The sequence below is a fragment of the Terriglobales bacterium genome (assembly GCA_035567895.1).
Lineage (GTDB): Bacteria > Acidobacteriota > Terriglobia > Terriglobales > Acidobacteriaceae > Gp1-AA112.
Genome location: DATMPC010000042.1, coordinates 23,998 through 45,359, shown reverse-complemented (window position 1 = coordinate 45,359; position 21,362 = coordinate 23,998). Strand labels below are relative to the sequence as shown.

Here is a 21,362-nt window from a genome sequence, read left to right as displayed (position 1 = left end):
GGAGAGACCAGCGAGATGGGTATCCGCCGCTTTCCATGAATGAGAGGCTCGTGACTTCCAATTCGACTCGCCTCGACGAGGCTGCAGCCACGGAGAAGTTTCCCGCTCCGGTGTATCGCGAAACCGTGTTGGCGGCCAACTTCGAAGATGCGAAGCGCTATTTCTTGGCCAGTCTGCTGCAGATTCACTATGCCCATACGATCATGCTCGAGCGTCAGCACATCCTCTCTCGCGAGGATGCGCAAGCCTGCCTGAGCGCTCTGGATCGTCTTGACCTTGAGAAGATCAGGTCCGCGACTTACGACGGCACGTGCGAGGACCTCTTCTTCTATATCGAAGACCTGCTTGCCGCGGACATAGGGGTCGACGTCGCTGGCAGAATGCACACCGCGCGCAGCCGCAACGATATCGATCTCACTCTCTATCGTATGTGCGTTCGCAACGAAGTGCTTGGCTGTGCTACTTGCGTTGCCGACGCGCGGGACGCCTTGTTGCGCTTGGCGGAAGCCAACATCACTACGCTGATGCCGGGGTACACGCATACCCAGCCCGCGCAGCCGACGACCTTCGCCCACTATCTGGCGGCGGCGGCCGAGTTCCTGGGCCGTGATTTTGATCGCCTGTGTTCTGCCTGGACAACGGTCAACCGCAATCCGCTCGGGGCCTGTGCCATTACCACTACCGGTTTCCCTATCGACCGCAACTGCACCGCAGAGCTTCTGGGTTTCGAAGGCCTGCAGATCAATTCCTACGGTGCGATCGCCGCGATTGATTACGTAACCGAAGCGGCTTCCGCGGTTGCGATCTGTATGATCAACCTAGGCAAACTGGTGCAGGATTGCCTGCAATGGTGCACCGCTGAATTCAATTTTCTGCGCCTGAACGATTCGTTGGTACAGACCTCCAGCATCATGCCGCAGAAGCGGAACCCTGTGTCGCTTGAGCACACCAGAATTCTGGCGAGTAAAGCCTTCGCCCACGCGCAGGGGGTATTGACCTGCGCGCACAACACGCCCTTTGGCGACATCGTGGACAGCGAGGACGATCTCCAGCCGCTAGTCTTTTCGGTGTTCGAAGACGCCACCCGGGCGTTGAAGTTGTTTGCGGGGGTAATGCGGGGCTGTCAGGTGAATAAAGAGCAGATGGCGCGCCGTGCCCGGAGTGGCTTCCTCACAGTGACGGAGCTTGCCGATACGTTAGTGCGCAGCGAAGGACTGAGCTTTCGGCTCGCGCATCGCCTAGTACATGCCGCAGTGCAAAAGCTGGGCGAGTACGAGACCGAAGCGATGGTAGCTGCCGTCCAGGACCTTGCAGGGGAGATCATCGGGCGGCCGCTTCGCACCGGCGCAAACCTCCTTCGCCAAGCTCTCGATCCGGAACACTTTGTCGCGATCAGGACCATTCCGGGTGGTCCAGCTCAGGAGACATTGAGCGCCCAGATTCTTGTAATGCGCAGGGAGCAAGAAACCATGAACTCCTGGATATCGCTGAAGAAACACAAGCAAAGCGAGTACCCGAAGCGAATCGAGAGCGCAAAAGCAATCATCCTTTCCAAGTGAAGCTAATTCGATCTGCAAGAATCGCCAACCAAAGCGACCGGAAGCTCGCACTCGTATTTGTCTTCGCTGATCATCGGGCAGTTTCGGCAATGTCAACGCGGCGGCTTCTCTCCTTATATATGGGTGGCTAGGGACATCAAGATCTGAGGAAGTTTTATGAAATATCTTCGCCAGCTTTCAATCCTTGCCTTGTCGGCAATTCTGTCCGGCGGAGTTTTCGCCCACCAGTCGGTTGACTTCGCACCAGCCCCAAACTTAGACCTAGTGCCGTTGGCGATCGATCGGGGAGCGGCAGCGTTGCGCCAGAGCCTTCGCAAGCTGCAGACGCGCGCCAGCCTGATTGAGATCACTGGCCATCCCGACGACGAAGATGGTGGCACGCTTACAGATTGCAGGGAAACGCCTAACGTATGAGCACTTGACCGGGAAAGATCAGCGCGGAAAATCGCGAGAGGTGGGAGTTGTGTGTAGACCTCGAACGCGCGATTGCAGTTCTTCAAAGCAGTTCGCGACCCTCTGCCGTCGGGGCCCGCCGAGTTATATCGGTTGTTGCTCGAAAAGGACGGCGACATATGAGCCCTGAGGCGCGTGCCAGAATAGCCGCAGCACAGCGTAGAAGATGGGCGAAGGTGAAATCAAAGCACGCCGCCGCTTCAGCGGGTGCAGCGAAGAAGAAATAATGGTGGAAATCTAGGATCGGGCGGAAATCCCTCAAGCAGCAGATTGCCCGAATCGGCCTAAAGAAGGGCAGTCTTGAAAGCCGCCGCGTCGACATGGGAAGGCTTTTCGCGTTGCTGAGGGTCCACCTCATCTAACGGCGATAAAAGAAGGTAACGGTTGTCAGGTGGTCCAATAACAGTAGAGATTTGGCAGCGAACTAGCCGTTTCTGAACGAGATCCAATTGGCTCGGCGAGAAGTTGGGATGAAATGAATTTTTTCTAGTCACCATTAGTTGTTAGCTGCCAGAGCCTCTGGCGACTTCCGAAACTCATCAAGTCTCCGTCGTTGCTGTGGGTTGAGGAGTTGATAAATCTTTGCGCGCAGCCGCGAATTCGCAACAATCAGGTTCGTCAGATTGCGTGCCTGCACATTGGCTAAGCTCTTGACCTGTTTCTCGTTCTTCGTCTGGTCTTGACCAGTAATGGCGACCAGTTGTTCATTTGTCAGTTGCAGTTGAGCCATTAACGGCTCGAGAGTACGGCGTTCCTCCGACACTAGCTCCTGTATAGACGTGACCTGCGCTGGAGTTAGGTCCAAATACCGAATTACCTCGGTGTTGAGCTGCAGAGGTGACAATGGGACCTCTACCAGAACAGCTTCGTTTCCCTCGGTTTCTTTTGCGACAGCGGGCGGTGCTGCGGCCGTTCGCGCAAGATCTTGAGCTAACATTTCTCGTAAGGTGCTCAATAGACCAAACTGCATCTCAGCCAGCTGATATTGCTCTCCACTGATTTCCTCTCCTTGCTCTCTACTAAGCTCGCCGCGCTGGACAGCTCCGGCAATAGCAACAAGCTTTCCAGAAAACTCCTGGGCAACGGCTAACATTCCTGCTTCGTAGTCTTGAAGCAGGTCTTTAGGACCACGTGGAGTTGAGGACGGAATAGACAGTACAGCTGCGAGCGATTCGGATGTGTTTGCGTCAGATGTCGCTGCTAGTTGCGACGCCGGAACGTTCTCTCCTTTCCGCGGCACCTCCGCAAACGATAATTGAGAAATCGTAAGTGTTGTCCAAAGGAGGATGGCGATCAGTTTTGTTTTCAAGAAGGTCCCTTTTTGCATCTGGGTTTGCACGTCGCGATGTAAGTGAGTGAAGAACCGTGCATCCCGGAGCTGGAATGGCATGTTGTTAAACGGCCTCATCTGATTTCTTCTCTGCGGTCTCGAAGTGCCGAAGCACCAGCCAGTCCACTTTGATGAGGCGAGAGGCAAGAGTCTGTTTGCAAAAACAGATTCTTGCCCCGAAACGGAAGTTACTGAGGAGTGGCTGGATAGGAGCCGCTGATGACTGAGAGATGTTGTGAGCTGCTGGTTTCATTCTGATCTACGTATGGCAATTGGTCTGCCAAAGCGTTATGAACGTAAGTTCTGCAGGATAAGGTGAAGAACGTGTCACGAACATTGAGCGATGATGCCTGAAAGAATGAAGCGCTTTTCTTAAAACGGCTAAACATCTTTTCTTCAGTACGCTATCGCAATGATCATGACATCGAAGAAGCGACCGGATCCTGAGCAGAAGGAGCAGGAGCGAACGCGCTAGGACGGCAACCCCGACTTGTGCGATTCGAAGTACGTGTTCAATGGACTGTCTGATGCTATATCGACAGAGAGTCCATCATTCGGTGTCCCAATAACGACATGACCGAGTGTGTAATGCCGATATTCCTAATTTGCTGAAGGAATCGTTGAGGCAGATCGGTAGCCGACTTATAAGAGACGAAGTCACACTCGTTGACCTCTTATGCTGTTGAAATGTTGCTGATACGGTCAATCGCGAGTACTCCTCGCGATTTCCACAGAGTTCGACGGTCTGGCATGCGAACTGCTTAGTTGCTCCGTGTAGAGGTAAGCGTCGTATGAAAAGCCAAACCATCGTTCTGGATCCTAACCGTCGCAACGGTGAGACGACTGTGTTCGCGGATGCTCTGCGAAGAAATATTGTTGGCCAGGAACAGGCTGTCGAAGAGCTGGCAAATATCTATCAAACGTTTTTGGCGGGCCTCAATCCGCCGGGACGTCCGATAGGTAATCTGCTGTTCCTTGGGCCGACCGGTTCGGGAAAGACGCGAGTGGTGGAGACGATGGCGCAGGCACTATTTGGCGATCCTCGTGCCTGCATCAAGATCGACTGTGCGGAGTTTCAGCATTCCCACGAAATCGCCAAGCTGATTGGCTCTCCTCCGGGATACTTGGGGCATCGTGAGACTCATCCGGTATTGACGCAGCAGGCTATTGATCAGTGGCATACCGAGAAGCTGAAGCTTTCCATCCTGCTGTTTGACGAGATTGAAAAGGCTTCCGATGCGTTGTGGCAGCTACTGCTTGGCATTTTGGACAAGGGCACACTCACTCTGGGCGATAACCGTCGCGTAGATCTTTCGCAGTGCATCATTATTATGACGTCCAACCTCGGGGCGGCCGAGATGTCGAACCTGGCAAACGGCCGCTTCGGATTTTCGCCGAAAGCAGAACTCCTTAATGATGACTTTGACGAGAAGATCGATCGTACGGCGGTGGAAGCGGCACGGCGCAAGTTCACACCGGAGTTCATGAATCGCATTGATAAGGTTGTGGTTTTCAAGACATTGCGTGCGGCTCACTTGCAGCGGATCCTAGATCTCGAGTTGGAGATGGTGCAGAAGCGCATTCTCGCATCGTCGGGCTCGAAGAAATTTCTCTTTGGTTGTTCAGAAAGCGTCAGGAACTTTCTGTTGGAAGAAGGCACGGACGCAAAGTATGGGGCTCGTCATCTGAAACGAGCGATAGAGAAGAATCTTGTGTCTCCACTGGCGAGCCTGCTGGCAACTTCCCAGTTGCAGTTTGGCGACTTCGTCCGCATCGATCTCGACCCCGAAGGCCGGGTGATTTTCATTAAGGAGGCCGACGCAGCAGTAAGCCGATTCCGGGACTTCAGTCAGGATGCGAGAGGGTTGCAGGGCAGCGCAGCAATGGCAAGCGCCTCCTCAGCAACTTTCGTTGGCCTACGGTAGTCCGTTGTCGTCGCGGTTTACTTGGATCACGCCGATTCAAAAAGGCTGCAGACGCCGATCCGATTCGTCATGATCATCTTCTCTGCGTGGCATAAGTTAACTCCCCTTTGTTCTGGGAACATCCCTTTTGGGAGCAGCTGATCTAGGGATGCATTTCAAAATCAATTAGAAGGAAGAAGAAAATGTCTGTCCAACAACTAAAGAAGTTCCCAATTTCTAAGCCGGCAATAGCTGCAGGTTTGCTAATGGCGCTAATCGCAATTTTCTGTTCGCAAGCGCTTGCAGCTGACGAAATACTCAGCGTTCCAACGGATATTGCTCTGCGAATTCGATTAGACGACACATTGACCAGCGTTGACTCTCAAATCGGAGACCCATTCAGTGCAACCGTGGTCGATAAAGGGGAATACCGGAATGCACGGGTGTACGGACACATCGCTTCCATCGACATGTCAGGTAGACTCAAAGGCCATACCAGCATGATGCTTAGATTTGACCGGATCGTCATGCCGGACGGACGTCGTGCTCCGATTCACGCCGAGATTATCCAGCTTTACCATGCGCCATCAGGCGAGAAGGTGGATGTAGAAGGCGCGATCGAATCAGGTGGGAGAGGCAGGAACGCCGTTGTGCACAGCGCCATCGGAGCAGGAGCTGGCGCTTTGCTGGGTGGAATCTTCGGCGGCGGCAAGGGAGCTGGAATCGGCTCCATCGTTGGTGGCGCGGGAGGTTTGGGCACCACCGCGTTCCATGGACGTCAGAAGATCACACTCACGAGTGGTCTGGAAATGTTGATCCGGATCACTGGTCGCTGATTTAGATTCCAACGCGCCGAATCAATCCGACAGCACAAGCGGTAACCTGTTGGCAAAGGTCGCCTTGGGCAACCGCGCTCTGGAATGGCGTGAGCGTGTCGTACACCGTTAATGCTAGAGTGAGCGTCTGATGAGTATTTGCTTAGGATTACCGGAACGGGACACTCTATGTGCGTCACCGTTTCCCGGCTGCAACTTCGCTTATGTGAGCACTGTCTTTTGTAGCGTTTTTCGGCTCTTTACCGAATGAAGCGCCGAACACGAACGACCAGGTTCGATCGTACGTGCTCGGCGTCTATCCACGTGGGAATAAAAACTCCCGCTCAAGCTTTCGCGAAGCTGCAAACGCGCGCGCAGCAACCGAGTTTTGATCGTGGGAACGCTCAATTGCAACGCAGTCGCGGTTTCCATAATAGAAAACCCGTACACATCTCGTAAAACGAAAACCGTACTGTAAATTAGCGGCAATCCTTCCAAGGCGCTTCTCAGGCGCTCACGGAGTTGCGAGCGACTGTAGATCCCTTCCGGGCTTGCGCTCCAATCCACAACTTCTTCGGCTGTCCCGGTGGGCTCCCAGAATGGCTCTCCCTTCGAGCCGATCTGGACCAAGCTCGACTGACGAACCTTGGTCAAGGCGGTGTTTACCGCAATTCGTGTCACCCAGGTAGTGAACTGCGCCTTCTCGTGAAAGTCTTTGAGATGGCAGCACGCTTTGAGGAACGTCTCCTGAGTTATGTCTTCCGCATCCTCACGCGAACGAGTCATGTGATACGCGATCGCGAAAACCCGTTTCATGTGGCGTTTCATCAATTCTTCAAATGCTGCAACTTCCCCCTGTTTGGCGGAATGCACGAGATCGATGTCCGTAGCCGATTGTGTCGCGATTTGGTTCGCATCCATTTCCATTTTGCGGTAGCCTCTGCAGAACACAGAATTGAATGCTGTGTTCTGCACGATTCATAAGCATCCCGACTTCCATTGCTCAATCCGGGGAAAATCTGACGGGTGCGCTGCTCGATTCGTACTTGCATTTCACGAAAGTCATGCGCGATCTAATGCTAAAAGCACTGCTGCAACTTCGCTGACGAAGGGCAGGCAATCAACACGTTTTGGTTGTTAAGTCGATTGGTGGTGTCGCTCTGGCGACGTGAAGACGTTTGCGGGACACCGGTTCGGGAGTTGATACATGGCTTCGGCTGGCATAAGCCTTTCTGCCTCACACATCTTGAAATAACGGAAAACCGGATTTGCTGTTGGCCCCATTCGTGCAATGCAGACCTTCGGAGGCGCAGCTAATCGCAAGGACGTTGGCGCAAACTGCATGTCTCCGATCAATTGGAGATAGATAGGAGAAGCGGAACAATGGCGCATTCAACAACGATGACCTATTCAGCAGCAAAGAATGTTGCTGGGACAGAGCAAATCGGTTCAACGATCACTTCAATTGGTCATCAATTAATTCGTTACGGGTTGGCGCTCGTCATCGGCTGGATTGGATTTATGAAGTTCACGGGGTACGAGGCGAGCGGCATTCAGCCGTTAGTAGCACACAGTCCATTCCTGAGCTGGACGTACCGAATATCAACGGTGCGACAGTTTTCTGATGGACTAGGAGTTGTCGAAGTCGCTATCGCGATCTTGATTGCGCTCCGACCTTGGTCGCGCAAGGCATGCGTTATTGGCAGCGCTCTGGCAGTGCTGATGTTCCTAACTACCCTTTCGTTCCTGTTTTCAACGCCAGGGTGGGAACCGAGTCTCGGTGGCTTTCCAGCACTTTCCGCAATGCCCGGACAGTTCTTGCTAAAGGATGTCATTTCACTCGGCGCCGCTGTTTGGTCCCTGGGTGAAGCCCTGACCTCGTGAGATCTACGATGAGGCAAACGGACACAAGGAGCGAATCAGTATGGGTAAAAGAGTAGCTGATGTTCTGGTAGATGTTCTCGCCGACGCAGGAGTTCGGAGGATCTACGGCGTTTCGGGCGACTCTCTCAACGGTGTCATCGACGCAATCCGCAAACGAAAAGACATTCAGTGGGTTCATGTGAGACATGAAGAAACTGCAGCCTTTGCTGCCGGAGCTGAGGCGCATCTCACCGGGACACTCGCAGTCTGCGCCGGGAGCGCCGGCCCTGGCAATCTCCACTTGATCAACGGTCTCTACGATTGCCACCGCAGCCGCGTTCCTGTGCTCGCGATCGCAGCACACATTCCTAGTGCCGAGTTGGGAAGTGGATACTTCCAGGAGACGCATCCGGAGCATCTGTTTGCACAATGCAGTCACTACTGCGAACTCATTTCTCAGCCCGAGCAAATGCCTCGCGTGCTCGAGATTGCAATGCAGTCAGCTGTTTCACGACGTGGCGTTGCAGTGGTTGCGCTGCCCGGTGACATAGCCTTGCGAGATGCTGTCGAGCAAACGCCACGGCTGCGTTTTTCCGAGCCCAAACCTATAGTCTGCCCGCCGAATGAAGAAATCGCCATTCTCGCGGATCTTCTGAATCAATCACAAAAGATAACTATCCTCGGCGGCGCAGGTTGCGCGGGCGCTCACGACGAGTTGATTGAACTCGCGGGCAAGCTACAGGCTCCTATTGTCCACGCAATGCGCGGCAAGGAGTTTATCGAATACGACAACCCATTCGATGTGGGCATGACCGGTCTGCTCGGGTTTTCGTCCGGTTATCAGGCAATGATGAACTGCGATGTTTTGCTGATGATCGGAACTGACTTCCCTTATCGCCAGTTCTTTCCCGAAAAGGCAACTGTAGTGCAGATCGATCTTCGCGGCGAGCAGATTGGACGCCGTAGCAAAGTCGATTTCGCTTTTGTAGGAGACACAAAGAGCACACTTCGCGCTCTATTGCCAAAGTTGGAGCAAAACCAGGACGAGCGACATCTGAAGGAATCGCTTGAGCACTATCAAAAAGCCCGCAAGGGACTGGATGACCTGGCGACGGCCGACTCGAACAAGAAGCCCATCCATCCTCAATATGTCGCACGCGTTCTCGATCGTCTTGCGGCCGATGATGCGGTCTTCACTTGTGACGTAGGAACTCCGACCATTTGGGCGGCGCGGTATCTCACCATGAATGGCAAGCGCCGGATCCTGGGTTCGTTCACACATGGATCGATGGCCAATGCACTGCCTCAGGCCATCGGCGCTCAGGTGAGCTATCCCAGTCGGCAGGTGATCTCGATGTCCGGCGATGGTGGCTTTGCCATGCTGATGGGCGATCTCCTCACACTAAGGCAGCATGAATTACCGGTAAAAATTGTCGTTTTCAGGAACAATTCCCTCGCGTTTGTTGAGTTGGAAATGAAAGCGGCCGGCATTCTCGATTTTGGAACAGACCTCTACAATCCTGACTTTACAAAGATTGCAGAGGGAGCTGGACTAGTCGCCTTTAAGGCGGAAACACCGGATGAGGTAGAACCCGCGATCGAGAAGGCTCTCAAGTATGACGGCCCCGCGTTCGTTGAGGTACTGGTGTCGCGTCAGGAGCTCTCGATACCGCCGACAATCTCGTTGGAACAGGCCAAGGGTTTCAGCCTGTTCATGCTCAGAGCGGTTCTCAACGGACGCGGTAACGAGATTGTTGATCTCGCTCGGGTCAATCTTCTTCGCTAGATCAATTTCACAGTGCTCAACACGCTGACACTTGCGTATCCTGATCAACCGCCGACTCCGAAGTGGCTCTAACACACTACTTCGAGAATTTGTAATCCTTGGAATGGCGTCAGTACAACCGCACTTGCCGTAGCAATTGTGCGTTAATAGCAACAATAACCGTGCTCACGGACATCAATGCAGCACCAACTGCGGGCGAAAGCACCACGCCCCAGCGCGCCAAAACGCCGGCAGCGAGCGGAATCGCGACAACGTTGTATCCGGTCGCCCATCCCAGGTTCTGGACCATCTTTCGATAGCTGGCCTTTGACAGATCGATAAGTCGCGGCACGTCGCGAGGATCGCTACGCACAAGTACGATGTCGCCCGCTTCAACGGCGACGTCGGTACCCGCTCCTATTGCAATTCCCACGTCAGCGGTGACCAGTGCCGGTGCGTCGTTCACGCCGTCACCGACCATCGCCACGCGCTTATTCGAGCGCTTCAACTCCTCGATTTTGGCTGACTTCTGTTCTGGCAACAACCCCGCAAAAACGAGATCAATACCAAGCTCAGCGGCGACGGAATCGGCTACGGCTCCCACATCGCCTGTCATCATGACAACTTCGATGCCGCGCTGATGCAGAAGTCTTACTGCTTCGCTCGCTTCAGGTCGAACGACATCAGCGACGGCGAAGACGGCCAGCACGGCGTTGCGCTCGGTAAGGTAAATCGCCGACTGTGCACGACTGCTCGCCTCTTGCGCTGCTCGAGCTAAAGCTTCAGAGGCCGTTATCCTCAACGTCTGTAGCAGTGCCGGACCGCCAACATAAAGTTCGTGCCCATCCACGCGTGCTTTCACGCCTTTTCCAGGAATGGCTTCAAAAGATTGTGCTCTTGGAATGGTCAGCTTGCGCTCTTCTGCACTTCTGATGATGCCTCTTGCGATCGTGTGCTCCGAGTCGTGTTCGATGGCAGCAGCAAGGCTAAGCGCCTCGTCAGTGCCAAGCTTGTCCGTAGTTACTATGTTCACGACACCAAACTCGCCTCTAGTCAGTGTGCCGGTTTTGTCGAAAACTACGGCATCGATGGTCCGCGCCTCTTCGAGACCACGGCGATCACGAACCAAGAGACCACTGTGAGCTGCAAGCGTGGTCGAGATAGCTATGACCAAAGGGATGGCCAATCCGAGCGCGTGAGGGCAGGCAATAACAAGCACTGTTACAAGTCGGTCGATCGCAATTGCAACATCTGCGCCGAGTGAGAGCCATACGATAAAAGTCAAGACCCCAGCACCCAACGCGACAAGTGTAAGAATGAACGCGGCGCGATCTGCCAATGCCTGTGCTCGGGAGCGCGATGACTGAGCTTGTGCAACCAACCTCATGATGCCAGCAAGGAATGTGCGCTCACCTGTTGCGGTGACTTCGACATGCAGAGAGCCCGAGCCATTCACCGTACCAGCTGTAACCTTAACTCCTACTGCTTTATGGACAGGGCGGGACTCGCCACTGATCACTGCTTCATTTACGGCGCTCTGGCCTTGGCGCACAATCCCGTCTGCGGAAATCTTTGCGCCCGGACGAACGAGAACGATGTCTCCCGGACGCAATCTCGAAATTGGCACCTCTTCGATGTGCTCGGCCACTAGCCGCACCGCGATGTCAGGCAGAAGCTCCGCCAATTCCTTGATGGCGCCCTGCGCTTGCGAAATGGAGCGCATTTGTATCCAGTGGCCGAGAAGCATGATGGTCACTAACGTTGACAGCTCTTCCCATAGCGGCATTCCTGGATAGCCGAGCGTCACAGCGGCGCTGAAGACAAAAGAGACAGAAATGGCCAGCGCTATGAGCGTCATCATTCCAGGCATCCGGATGCGGAGTTCGTGTATTGCTCCTTTCATGAATACCCAGCCGCCCCAGACGAAAACCGCTGTGCCAAACACAGGCGGAATCCACATCGCGCCGGGAAAATGTGGAGCCGTGTACCTGAATGCCCGAGGCAGCATCTGTCCCCACACAAGCGAAGGCATCGTGAGCACGAGTGAGAGCCAAAACTTGTGTCTGAACATGGCGACGCTGTGACCGGCGTGTTCCTGATGTTGTGCAGGTCCGCCGTGTTGGGCGTGCATTCCGGACGGGTGTGCAGGTGGGATTTCGCCACCTGGATATTCGGCTCGAATCAGCTTGGAGGCTTTCACTGTCACAACAGAATCTTGACTCCGACAGTGGCTATCACGCTCGTCGCCTTTTATCTGCATAAACCATCTTTCCAAGAGGCATAATCGTTTCAGTGGACTACTAGAGATGTGCATTCGAATATCCATAACCAGGCGTGTCAGCATCAGTGTAAGTAATTGAAGAGCACAGATCGCGCTTAAACATTTTCAGAGCGGCTTCAATACCCATTTTGGGTGATCCTTCGGCAATCTGAACGGAACTACTGGATTGATAAGTCGCGCACCATGTGTGTCGCGCAGAAGTCTCGACGTTCTCACGCAAAGTCTCCGCGTTGTCACAAAGACGCGATCCGTGGGCCAAAGACTTGCCCCTAGCAATAAAAACTGCCCGAGGATGAGATTCTCCGGCGCTCGCGGTTTGGCCAAAGACGTGCCTTAGTTAGATATGGCATGCGGTCAATCTTCAAATACTTAGTCTGCGATCCGAACATACGCCGGTCCCGAATCGGAATGAACTGTGCAGTTCTCGGATTGGCCAACAAGGCCATCATTTCAGTTTTAGGAGCTTGGGATTGAAGAAGCGGAAAATCGCAATTCCTGTACTCGTCGCCGCGCTGCTCATCGCCTGGTATGCATTTCGTCCCGAGCGGCTCTTTATCAATCGCAATGTCAACGAACAATTTCCTCAAAGCGGAGGTGCATTCAGTCAGACACTTCTATCCGGAAGATTCCATAGTGTTGTGCACCCGACTGAAGGTACCGCAACGATCTACCAGATGAGCGATGGCAGCCGCATGCTCCGCTTCACAAACTTCCGAACGTCAAATGGGCCTAACGTCCACATATACCTGCTGGGGGCTGACGACGCCACGGACAGCAGCAGTGTGCGGAGTGCTCGTTTTATCGATCTTGGACCTATGAAAGGAAACATCGGTGACCAGAACTACAGCTTCGGTCCCGATGTGGACTTATCGCAATATCGTGCGGTTTCGGTTTGGTGTGAACGGTTCAGTGTCAATTTCGGAACTGCTCCATTAATGCCTAATCAGGCACGATCGTCGTCCTCCTCTCACGAGTAGGACCTACGCCGTTTCCGAGCTTCGGTAAGTCAATTTCAAACTGCTCAAACTTGCAAGTAGAAGGGAAATACGCAGATGGTTACAGCGATATCAACTAGGTCCACAGTTTCGGATATGCCTCGCGGCATGGATCTCCTCAATCGGCAAGGTCTGAACAAGGGCACCGCTTTCACTGAGGAGGAGCGGGCAGAATTTGGCCTGCACGGGCTTCTTCCGCCACATGTGGAAACACTTGACGAGCAAGTGGTGCGCGCGTACGAGGCATTCCAGAAAAAAGATGACGACCTAGAGCGACATATCTATCTGCGCGCTCTACAGGACACGAATGAGGTCCTCTTTTACCGACTTCTTCTTGACCACATTGAAGAGATGATGCCCCTCGTTTACACGCCAACGGTGGCGCTGGCATGTGAACAATTCAGCCACATCTATCGCAGACCTCGTGGACTGTTCGTCTCTTATCCACTCCGCAATTCAATTCCACAGTTGTTGCGGCATCGGCCCAATAAGGAAGTCGACGTGATCGTCGTCACGGACGGCGAGCGCATTCTCGGAATCGGCGATCAAGGCGCGGGCGGGCTCGGAATCCCTATCGGCAAGCTTTCCCTGTACACGCTCATTGGAGGTATTCGTCCGGAGCGAACGCTGCCGATCGTATTGGATGTGGGAACGAACAACGCGGAGCGATGCAAGGATCCTGAGTACCTGGGCTGGCGTCATGAGCGGATTACCGGCGAAGCTTACTACGACTTCATAGATCAATTCGTTCAGGCGGTGAAGCAGGAGTTTCCAAACACATGCCTGCAATGGGAGGACTTCGCGACTCCGCATGCCCGGCCCATTCTGAATCGCTATCGCGATCAATTGTTGACCTTCAACGACGACATCCAAGGTACGTCGGCAGTAACGCTCGGTGCGGTTTTGGGCGCAGTCAAAGCGAACGGTAAGAGTTTGAAGGACCAACAGATCGTGATGCTCGGCGCAGGTTCAGCGGGTATCGGTGTTGCCGATGGCTTGCGCGAGGCTATGAAGGGAGAAGGAGTCTCTGAGCAGGAGGCACGTGCCCACTTCTGGGTCATTGATAGGGACGGCCTCATGCATTCAGGGCGCAAAGACTTGACCGGTGAACAAGCTGTTTATGCCCAGCCCGAGAGTCGCATTGCCGCGTGGCCTCGAACTTCCAACGGCCATATTGGGCTAGCCGATGTAATTGGACAAATCAACGCAACAGTCCTTATCGGTCTCTCAACTGTTGGCGGCGCTTTTTCGGAACCAGTTGTTCGCGAGATGGCGCGCAAGACGGAGCGTCCAATCATCTTCCCACTGTCGAATCCGACCTCTAGATCGGAAGCGAAAGCTGAGGATCTGATTCACTGGACCGAGGGGCGTGCGCTTGTAGCATCAGGCTCTCCTTTTGCCCCTGTGAGTTATAAAGGCCGCAAGATTCCGATCGCTCAATGCAATAACGTTTACATTTTTCCCGCGATGGGACTTGCAGTGACTGCGTCTGGTGCGCGCCGCGTTACAGAGCCAATGATGCTGGCGGCAGCTCGGGCACTCGGCGCGAATTCGCCTGCGCTCAGAGATCCCGCTGCCTCCTTACTTCCTCCATTGCCGGACATCAGGCGAGTAGCAGCCGAAATTGCATTCGCGGTCGCTATCGAGGCCCAGAAGAATGGCGTAGCTCCAAAAATGAGCGCGGACGAACTGCGTCGGCGTGTCGAGAAGACGCAGTGGAGCCCCGCGTATCCAATTTACTTCGAGTGAGCGGAGATCTTTTGTGAAACGTTGCTTAGAAACTTCGGCGCTTATCCTGTTCGCACTCGCTTTTATCTCTGTCAGCGGCTGGGGACAAACAACGCAGGACTCTGGGTCGGTTTGTCCCAGTCCATCCTCGAAGCTTCCACAAATGACTTACGACGAGGATTATCAGTATCTCTCTGACCCTGAATGTCGAATCGGCTTTATCGATTCGATGCAGTACATCCCGCTGGGTCAGAATAATGAGAACTATTATGCCTCCTTCGGTTTCTGGATTCGGGAGCGCGGCGAATATGTCAGCAACCCAAATTGGTCCGACAAGCCTGCCGGCAATGCGTACCTCATGCAGCGGTACTTCTTTCACACGGATCTTCACCTCGGGGACCGCTTCCGTTTTTTCGGCGAACTGGCAAGCAGTCTCGTAGACGGCAGGAACGGAGGGCCACGAGCGGGACTCGACGAAGAAAAGATGTACGTCCATCAAGGTTTCTTCGATCTTGGTCTTTGGAAGTCCGGCAGTGACAGCCTAACGTTACGAGCTGGAAGACAAGAGCTTGCGCTCGGATCAGAAAATCTGGTTTCCACTCGTGACGGGCGCAACATCCGGCGCAGCCTCGATGGCGTCCGTCTGACCTGGGTGAAGCAAGGCTGGACTTTCGATGTACTTGCCCTCAGGCCAACTATGGAAAATACGGGCTACTTCGACGATCCACCAAATCACGGCCAAGCTTTTTGGAGTGTCTATGGAACCCATCCATTTAGAGTTCTGCCCCACGGAAATGCCGACTTCTACTACATGGGGCTGGATAACCAGAGTGTGCCGTATGACGGTAAAGGAACGGGACGAGAACAAAGGCAGACTGTTGGCACTCGCCTCTGGGGAAAAAACCAGCACTGGGATTACAACGACGAGTTTACTTTCCAGTTCGGCAGCTTTTGTTCCGACGCCATCCGCGCGTGGGCGGTTTCGACCGAGCACGGATATCGTATCGAGTCGACTCGTCTGAAACCGAGGTTTGGGCTTCGAGCCGTCGCCTTTAGCGGCGATCACAATCCTTTGAGTCACACTCTTAGCACATTTAATTCGATATACGAGAAAGGTCCTTATTTCAGCTATGCGGAATTGTTCGCCAGACGCAACCTAGTGGCGCTGCAACCGTCCGCCGCGCTTGAGCTGACCAAGTCCGTTTCGTTGACGTTCAATCCAGCCTTTTTCTGGCGTGAAAGCACGAGCGACGGTTTATACAGCGTCGGCAATGCTGTCCTTGTTTCTGGACTGAAAAGCAACGCCAGATTCGTCGCTTCGCAGGCCTCCACGCAGCTGCGGTGGCAAATGACTCGCAACTTGACCTGGTTCACGGAGTACGCGCACTTCTTTCCAGGCGAGTTCATAAGACAGTCCACAGCAGGTCGCAACGTCAATTACTGGACTGCATGGCTGGACATCAGATATTGAGCAGCAAGGTATCAAGCCCGACTTATTGGAGACAGAACCATAATGGGAACAGACGTTTCAACCACGATTCTCGCCGGCGCTAATCAGGCAATCCCATCCAATGAAATGGTGGCGGCACCGGGCAGACGCCCTGAAGCAAACTCCGCGGCCGCTGTGTGGAAGGCGATCGCGCCTGTGGCAATTACGGTGATCCTAGCTTTAGTGCCGGTGCCTTCGGGTTTGGCTCCGCAGGGCTGGTATTTCTTCGCGATGTTTGTCGGGGTAATCGCGGGCCTCATTCTCGAGCCATTGCCCGGCGCTGCCATCGCGGTGATTGGGATCACATTAGTCACAGTACTCGCACGTTTTGTGCTGTTTAGCCCACAACAATTAGCTGAGCCGGGCTTCCGTCCGGCCCCTGCAGCTCTCGCCTGGGCGCTCTCAGGTTATAGCAATTCGACAGTATGGCTCATATTCGGAGCTTTCATACTGGCTTTAGGATATTCCAAAACGGGACTTGGTCACCGGCTTGCGCTCATCATTATCAAGCGCATGGGCAAGAACACCCTTTTGCTTGGTTATGGCATCACCTTGGCGGACACGATCCTGGCGCCGTTCATCCCATCTCCCACCGCACGCAGCGGAGGGATCATTTACCCGATCGCGAACGACCTGGCCTTGGACTACGGCTCGAAGCCGAACGACTCAAGTTCGCGCAGGGTTGGCTCCTATCTTATGTGGGTTGCAATCATGACCACATGCGTAACCAGTTCGCTGTTTCTCACTGCAGCCTCCTTTAACTTGCTGGCTGCCGCATTCGCCGACAAGCTGGCACACGTAGAGTTGATCTGGACTGACTGGTTTATCACTGCCGCACCTGTAATGGTTCCGCTCCTGCTCCTCATCCCTCTTCTGACCTACTGGCTGTATCCCCCGGAGATAAAGCAGAACAGTGAGGTTCCGAAGTGGGCTGCTGACCAACTTAAGAAGATTGGACCGCTGAAGCGAGGAGAAGTGATCCTGGCAGGAGTTGTCGTCCTCTCGCTTGTGCTCTGGGTTGCAGGACGCGTCTACGTAAGTGCGGCCACGGTGGCATTTATTGCTGTCTCGGTCATGTTGCTTACAGGCGTGCTGACCTGGAACGACATCGCAGAGCACAAGCGCGCATGGAGCACATTCGCCTGGCTCGGAGCGCTGATTACCCTCAGCGATGGCCTCAACCATGTCGGCTTTGTGAAGTGGTTTGCTGACGGGATAGCGGGACATATACGAGGATTGTCGCCCCACCTCGCAATGATCCTTCTCCTCGCCTTGTTTTTCGTCGCGCATTATGCGTTTGCCAGCGTGGATGCGTACACGAGCGCGCTGCTACCAGTCATCTTGCTGACAGGGGCTGCAATTCCGGGAATTCCCGTAAAGGAATTCGCGCTGCTGTTGTGCATGGAGTTAGGAATCATGGGTGTCATTACTCCCTTCGCCGATGCTGCGAGCCCGATTTATGCAAATAGTGGTTACCTACCGGCTAAGGACTATTGGCGTCTCGGAACAATTTTCGGAACCCTCTTTCTCATACTGTTCCTTGGCATCGCTGTGCCTTGGGGAACCCTGCTCTGGAGCAAGTGAGTTTTAGACCAGTTTTAAGGAGACCTGAAAACATGAGTGTCACAACAGCTGACCAGCTTCGTATTGAAGAGGACGCTCTAGGAGATGTCCAGGTTCCGGCCGAGCATCTATGGGGCGCGCAGACCCAGCGCTCGCACGTGAATTTTCCAATTGGTGTCGAACGTTTTCGCTGGGGCCGTCCGGTCATTCGAGCACTTGGAATTCTCAAGAAATGCGCGGCTCTAGCCAACGGAGATTTGGGGCAACTTCCGAAGGAAAAAGTGGACCTGATCGTTCGTGCCGCCCAGGAAGTGATCGAAGGCCGATGGGATGATGAGTTCCCCTTAGTCGTTTTTCAGACCGGCTCCGGCACGCAGACCAACATGAATGCCAATGAGGTAATCGCCAATCGCGCAATCCAGCTTGCTGGTGGTGTAGTTGGGTCAAAGAAACCAATCCATCCCAATGACGATGTAAATCACAGTCAATCGTCGAATGATACTTTTCCCACAGCGATGCACATCGCGGCCGTGGAGGCAATCGAGCATCAGCTATTTCCTGTTGTCAGCGGCTTGCGCGAGGTACTCGATAACAAGTCGAAACAGTATCGCGACGTTGTGATGGTCGGGCGGACCCACCTTCAGGACGCTACACCGCTTACGCTCGGACAAGTCATCTCTGGCTGGGCAGCGCAGCTCGACCAGGCACTCGACGCCATTCGCCAGGCGCTTCCGGGGATATACGCGCTGGCAATCGGAGGTACGGCGGTTGGCACCGGGCTCAATGCGGATCCTCGTTTCGGTGAACTAGCCGCCCATCAAATCGCCGAAGAAACACATCAGCCTTTCTTCTCGGCTCCCAACAAGTTCGCGGCGCTCTCGGCACACGATGGCATGGTGAGCGTCAGCGGGGCTCTGCGCACGCTAGCTGGAGCGCTGATGAAAATCGGCAACGATGTTCGCTGGTATGCCTGCGGTCCGCGTGCCGGAATCGGTGAACTTAAGATTCCCGAAAACGAACCGGGCTCCTCTATCATGCCGGGAAAGATCAATCCCACTCAGTGTGAGGCGCTCACAATGGTTGCAGTTCAGGTGTTTGGGAACGACCATGCTGTGGCGTTTGCAGGTTCGCAGGGGAACTTCCAACTTAATGTGTATAAGCCCGTCATGCTGCACAACGTTCTAACGTCAATCGAACTCCTCGCCGACGCCTCGCGGTCATTCTGCGATCGCTGCGCCATCGGCATCGAGTCGAACGACAAACGCATTAACGAACATCTCGACAACTCTCTGATGCTGGTAACAGCCCTTAATCCGCATATTGGATATGAGAAGGCAGCAAAGATATCGCTGACCGCGTATCACGAAGACATCAGCTTGCGTGAGGCTGCCCTGAAGCTGGGCTTCGTCACTGCTGAGCAATTTCAGGAGTGGGTGCGCCCACAAGACATGACCCATCCTCTCGGAGTGCAGCGATGATTGAACCTTGGAGGGTAGTGATCGTTGGCGGCGGATTTGGTGGCCTATCCGCCGCACAAAACCTGAAGAGTGACTTGGTGGATGTAACGCTTATCGACCGGCGTAACTATCATCTTTTCCAACCGCTCCTCTACCAAGTTGCCACCGGATCGCTTTCACCGGGAGAGATCGCCGCTCCAATGCGGGGAGTACTAAGCCGCCAGAAGAATACGCGCGTGTGGCTTGGCACAGTTGAAGATATAAATCCCGATTTAAAGCGCGTCTTATTGGCCGATGGGGCCATTGTCCCTTACGATTCGTTGATCGTTGCAGCCGGATCGGAGACATCCTATTACGGACACGACGAGTGGCAAGAGTGGGCGCCTGGCCTAAAGAGCATCGAAGAAGCGACGGCTATTCGACATAAGATTCTTTATGCATTTGAAGTTGCTGAGCGCATTCCCGAGCCGGTACAGCGCCGAGCATGGCTCACCTTCGTCATCGTGGGTGCCGGTCCAACTGGCGTGGAACTCTCCGGCGCGATTGCCGAGATCGCCCGCCAGACTCTCAAGAACGACTTCCGATCTATAAACCCTTTGGAATCGCGGATTATTCTGCTTGACGGCTCACCTCGTGTATTGATGCCATTTCCGGATGACCTGTCGGAAAAAGCAGCCCGTTCCCTTGCACGGCTCGGTGTCAAAGTGCGCTGCGGCGCGATGGTCAGGCACGTGGATAGGGAGGGTTTGACCTTCGACTCTGAGGGGAGGACTAATTCGATCGCGGCGAAAACGGTGATCTGGGCTGGCGGCATCACGGCCTCACCGTTGGGAAAGATCCTGGCGAGCCGCACAAAAGCTGAAACCGACAAGGGAGGGAGAGTCAAAGTAAGACCCGATCTGACTGTTCCCAAGTACTCAGACATCTACGTCATCGGCGATCTGGCCTCGGCTACCGACGCGAATGGAAATCCACTGCCTGGATTGGCCCAGGTGGCCATGCAGGGCGGGACCTACGCAGCAGAAACAATCTTGAGAAAAGTCAAAGGTCAGCCGGAGCTTCCTCCTTTTCGTTATTTCGACAAAGGAACGCTGGCAGTGATTGGCCGCGCCGCCGCAGTGGCCGACGTTTTCGGTCTTCACCTTTCGGGGCTGCTAGCGTGGTTGGTCTGGGCGTTCGTCCACCTTATATATAACGTCACATTTCAGAATCGTCTTCTGGTCTTCGTTCAGTGGGCCATGCAGGATCTGACGTTCAATCGCGGTGCCCGGTTGATCACCGGCGTCGTACCTACGGATTTCAACCTCGACAGAGAGCTTTCACGCTCCCGTAGTGCGCCAACGCTGAAGGTTAAGCCAACGGCAACGTCGGCGCGGAAGTCAGAGCTGGAGCGAGTACATCTGGAACAGAGACTAGGGCTATGGATGACGTGCTCATTTCGCCAAAGATTCTTTTGCAATGTCTGGAGTCCTCATATGGCAGTTCTCAATGCGATGTCAGGAAAAGCAAAACAGAATAACAACCCGGCGCAGCGTGACTTTTCCCATAGGAGCTGGGCGGTCACTCACAGCGTTCTGCTCGCAATTTGCTGCTTTCTTAGCTACAAGATAATCACGGATGTGCTCGCTTTCTCGCGTTTTGTGCCACGGCACGATGAACTGCTTGGAGGAATGTGGGCTGTCATCGCTACGATCTTTGTCTTCCGCTCTTGCTACGAAGAAAGCATCCATGCAGCCCGCTCCAGGACCTTGGCAACGTCATTGAGTTTTGTACTCTGCCTCATTTACCTTCTGGCATTCCCATTTCGACTCTGGGGCCTTGTCCTGCTGATTGCCATTGGATCGATCGTTCTTGAAGTGATCGGACGATCCGAAGACATCATCACCGCAAGCATTACGACTACGGTTGTGATGGTCGTTGCCGGCATCAGCCCCGAGCACGCATGGAAACAACCCATTCTGCGTTTCCTAGACACTCTGGTCGGAATCGCAGTCGGCGTGTTGGGCGCTTGGTTTGGCTTGGCATTGGCTCGCCGCATCCCAAGTCAATCCTCGGCAACACTCCGAGAGGCCTAGGGCACGGTATTCGTAAATGAACTCGCTCAATTTTCGCGTTGCTAATGTGAGCTGGTCTGCTGGGTTCGGGATCTCTCAGCGCATT

Annotated in this window: 15 protein-coding genes; 12 read left to right on the top strand and 3 right to left on the bottom strand. The window is 54.2% G+C overall.

Annotated elements, in window-relative coordinates:
- Positions 1-50 precede the first annotated feature (50 nt).
- Both argH and VNX88_09095 read left to right on the top strand, forming a co-directional pair.
- Positions 51-1,559, top strand: a complete 1,509-nt coding sequence (gene argH, locus VNX88_09100) for an argininosuccinate lyase (GenBank protein HWY68809.1) — start codon at positions 51-53, stop codon at positions 1,557-1,559.
- Positions 1,560-1,715: 156 nt separating this feature from the next.
- Complete coding sequence (locus VNX88_09095; GenBank protein ID HWY68808.1) at positions 1,716-1,973, top strand: hypothetical protein; 258 nt, start codon at positions 1,716-1,718, stop codon at positions 1,971-1,973.
- Between the two features lie 535 nt (positions 1,974-2,508).
- Here the strand turns inward: VNX88_09095 and VNX88_09090 are convergent.
- Positions 2,509-3,105 (bottom strand): Spy/CpxP family protein refolding chaperone, encoded by a 597-nt coding sequence (locus tag VNX88_09090; protein ID HWY68807.1) that lies wholly within the window; start codon positions 3,103-3,105, stop codon positions 2,509-2,511.
- A gap of 1,028 nt (positions 3,106-4,133) precedes the next feature.
- Between VNX88_09090 and VNX88_09085 the strand changes: the two genes are divergently transcribed.
- Both VNX88_09085 and VNX88_09080 read left to right on the top strand, forming a co-directional pair.
- On the top strand, positions 4,134-5,267 hold the full coding sequence (locus VNX88_09085; protein HWY68806.1) for an AAA family ATPase: 1,134 nt from the start codon (positions 4,134-4,136) through the stop codon (positions 5,265-5,267).
- Between the two features lie 182 nt (positions 5,268-5,449).
- Entirely contained in the window at positions 5,450-6,082 is a 633-nt protein-coding gene (locus VNX88_09080) for a hypothetical protein (GenBank protein HWY68805.1), read from the top strand.
- A gap of 201 nt (positions 6,083-6,283) precedes the next feature.
- On the opposite strand, the gene VNX88_09075 is transcribed toward VNX88_09080, so the two are convergent.
- Entirely contained in the window at positions 6,284-6,982 is a 699-nt protein-coding gene (locus VNX88_09075; protein ID HWY68804.1) for a sigma-70 family RNA polymerase sigma factor, read from the bottom strand.
- A 462-nt stretch (positions 6,983-7,444) separates the two neighbouring features.
- Between VNX88_09075 and VNX88_09070 the strand changes: the two genes are divergently transcribed.
- Together VNX88_09070 and poxB are read left to right on the top strand one after the other, a co-directional pair.
- Complete coding sequence (locus tag VNX88_09070) at positions 7,445-7,945, top strand: DUF417 family protein (protein HWY68803.1); 501 nt, start codon at positions 7,445-7,447, stop codon at positions 7,943-7,945.
- Between the two features lie 40 nt (positions 7,946-7,985).
- On the top strand, positions 7,986-9,710 hold the full coding sequence (gene poxB, locus VNX88_09065; GenBank protein HWY68802.1) for a ubiquinone-dependent pyruvate dehydrogenase: 1,725 nt from the start codon (positions 7,986-7,988) through the stop codon (positions 9,708-9,710).
- A 109-nt stretch (positions 9,711-9,819) separates the two neighbouring features.
- On the opposite strand, the gene VNX88_09060 is transcribed toward poxB, so the two are convergent.
- Positions 9,820-11,895, bottom strand: a complete 2,076-nt coding sequence (locus tag VNX88_09060) for a heavy metal translocating P-type ATPase (protein HWY68801.1) — start codon at positions 11,893-11,895, stop codon at positions 9,820-9,822.
- 545 nt (positions 11,896-12,440) lie between these two features.
- On the opposite strand from VNX88_09060, the gene VNX88_09055 reads away from it, so the two are divergent.
- The 6 genes from VNX88_09055 to VNX88_09030 all read left to right on the top strand — a co-directional run bounded on the left by VNX88_09055 (position 12,441) and on the right by VNX88_09030 (position 21,277).
- Positions 12,441-12,947, top strand: a complete 507-nt coding sequence (locus VNX88_09055) for a DM13 domain-containing protein (protein HWY68800.1) — start codon at positions 12,441-12,443, stop codon at positions 12,945-12,947.
- Positions 12,948-13,022: 75 nt separating this feature from the next.
- A complete protein-coding gene (locus VNX88_09050; protein HWY68799.1) occupies positions 13,023-14,714 on the top strand; it encodes an NAD-dependent malic enzyme in 1,692 nt (563 codons plus the stop codon).
- A gap of 13 nt (positions 14,715-14,727) precedes the next feature.
- Positions 14,728-16,164, top strand: a complete 1,437-nt coding sequence (locus tag VNX88_09045; GenBank protein ID HWY68798.1) for an alginate export family protein — start codon at positions 14,728-14,730, stop codon at positions 16,162-16,164.
- A gap of 42 nt (positions 16,165-16,206) precedes the next feature.
- Positions 16,207-17,766 carry a DASS family sodium-coupled anion symporter gene (locus VNX88_09040; protein HWY68797.1) on the top strand — a complete coding sequence of 520 codons (1,560 nt, stop codon included), beginning with the start codon at positions 16,207-16,209 and terminating at the stop codon, positions 17,764-17,766.
- 32 nt (positions 17,767-17,798) lie between these two features.
- Positions 17,799-19,223 carry a class II fumarate hydratase gene (gene fumC, locus VNX88_09035; GenBank protein HWY68796.1) on the top strand — a complete coding sequence of 475 codons (1,425 nt, stop codon included), beginning with the start codon at positions 17,799-17,801 and terminating at the stop codon, positions 19,221-19,223.
- Positions 19,220-21,277 carry an FAD-dependent oxidoreductase gene (locus tag VNX88_09030; GenBank protein HWY68795.1) on the top strand — a complete coding sequence of 686 codons (2,058 nt, stop codon included), beginning with the start codon at positions 19,220-19,222 and terminating at the stop codon, positions 21,275-21,277. The genes fumC and VNX88_09030 overlap by 4 nt, the downstream gene beginning before the upstream one ends.
- Positions 21,278-21,362 lie beyond the last annotated feature (85 nt).

What these genes read in the sequence shown, in the direction of transcription:
- fumC (HWY68796.1), top strand. Translation starts at nt 17,799, where the DNA reads ATGAGTGTCACAACAGCTGACCAGCTTCGTATTGAAGAGGACGCTCTA.
- VNX88_09085 (HWY68806.1), top strand. Translation starts at nt 4,134, where the DNA reads ATGAAAAGCCAAACCATCGTTCTGGATCCTAACCGTCGCAACGGTGAG.
- VNX88_09040 (HWY68797.1), top strand. Translation starts at nt 16,207, where the DNA reads ATGGGAACAGACGTTTCAACCACGATTCTCGCCGGCGCTAATCAGGCA.
- VNX88_09070 (HWY68803.1), top strand. Translation starts at nt 7,445, where the DNA reads ATGGCGCATTCAACAACGATGACCTATTCAGCAGCAAAGAATGTTGCT.
- VNX88_09095 (HWY68808.1), top strand. Translation starts at nt 1,716, where the DNA reads ATGAAATATCTTCGCCAGCTTTCAATCCTTGCCTTGTCGGCAATTCTG.
- VNX88_09080 (HWY68805.1), top strand. Translation starts at nt 5,450, where the DNA reads ATGTCTGTCCAACAACTAAAGAAGTTCCCAATTTCTAAGCCGGCAATA.
- VNX88_09075 (HWY68804.1), bottom strand. Translation starts at nt 6,982, where the DNA reads ATGGATGCGAACCAAATCGCGACACAATCGGCTACGGACATCGATCTC.
- VNX88_09090 (HWY68807.1), bottom strand. Translation starts at nt 3,105, where the DNA reads ATGTTAGCCGTTGCCCAGGAGTTTTCTGGAAAGCTTGTTGCTATTGCC.
- VNX88_09050 (HWY68799.1), top strand. Translation starts at nt 13,023, where the DNA reads ATGGTTACAGCGATATCAACTAGGTCCACAGTTTCGGATATGCCTCGC.
- VNX88_09030 (HWY68795.1), top strand. Translation starts at nt 19,220, where the DNA reads ATGATTGAACCTTGGAGGGTAGTGATCGTTGGCGGCGGATTTGGTGGC.
- poxB (HWY68802.1), top strand. Translation starts at nt 7,986, where the DNA reads ATGGGTAAAAGAGTAGCTGATGTTCTGGTAGATGTTCTCGCCGACGCA.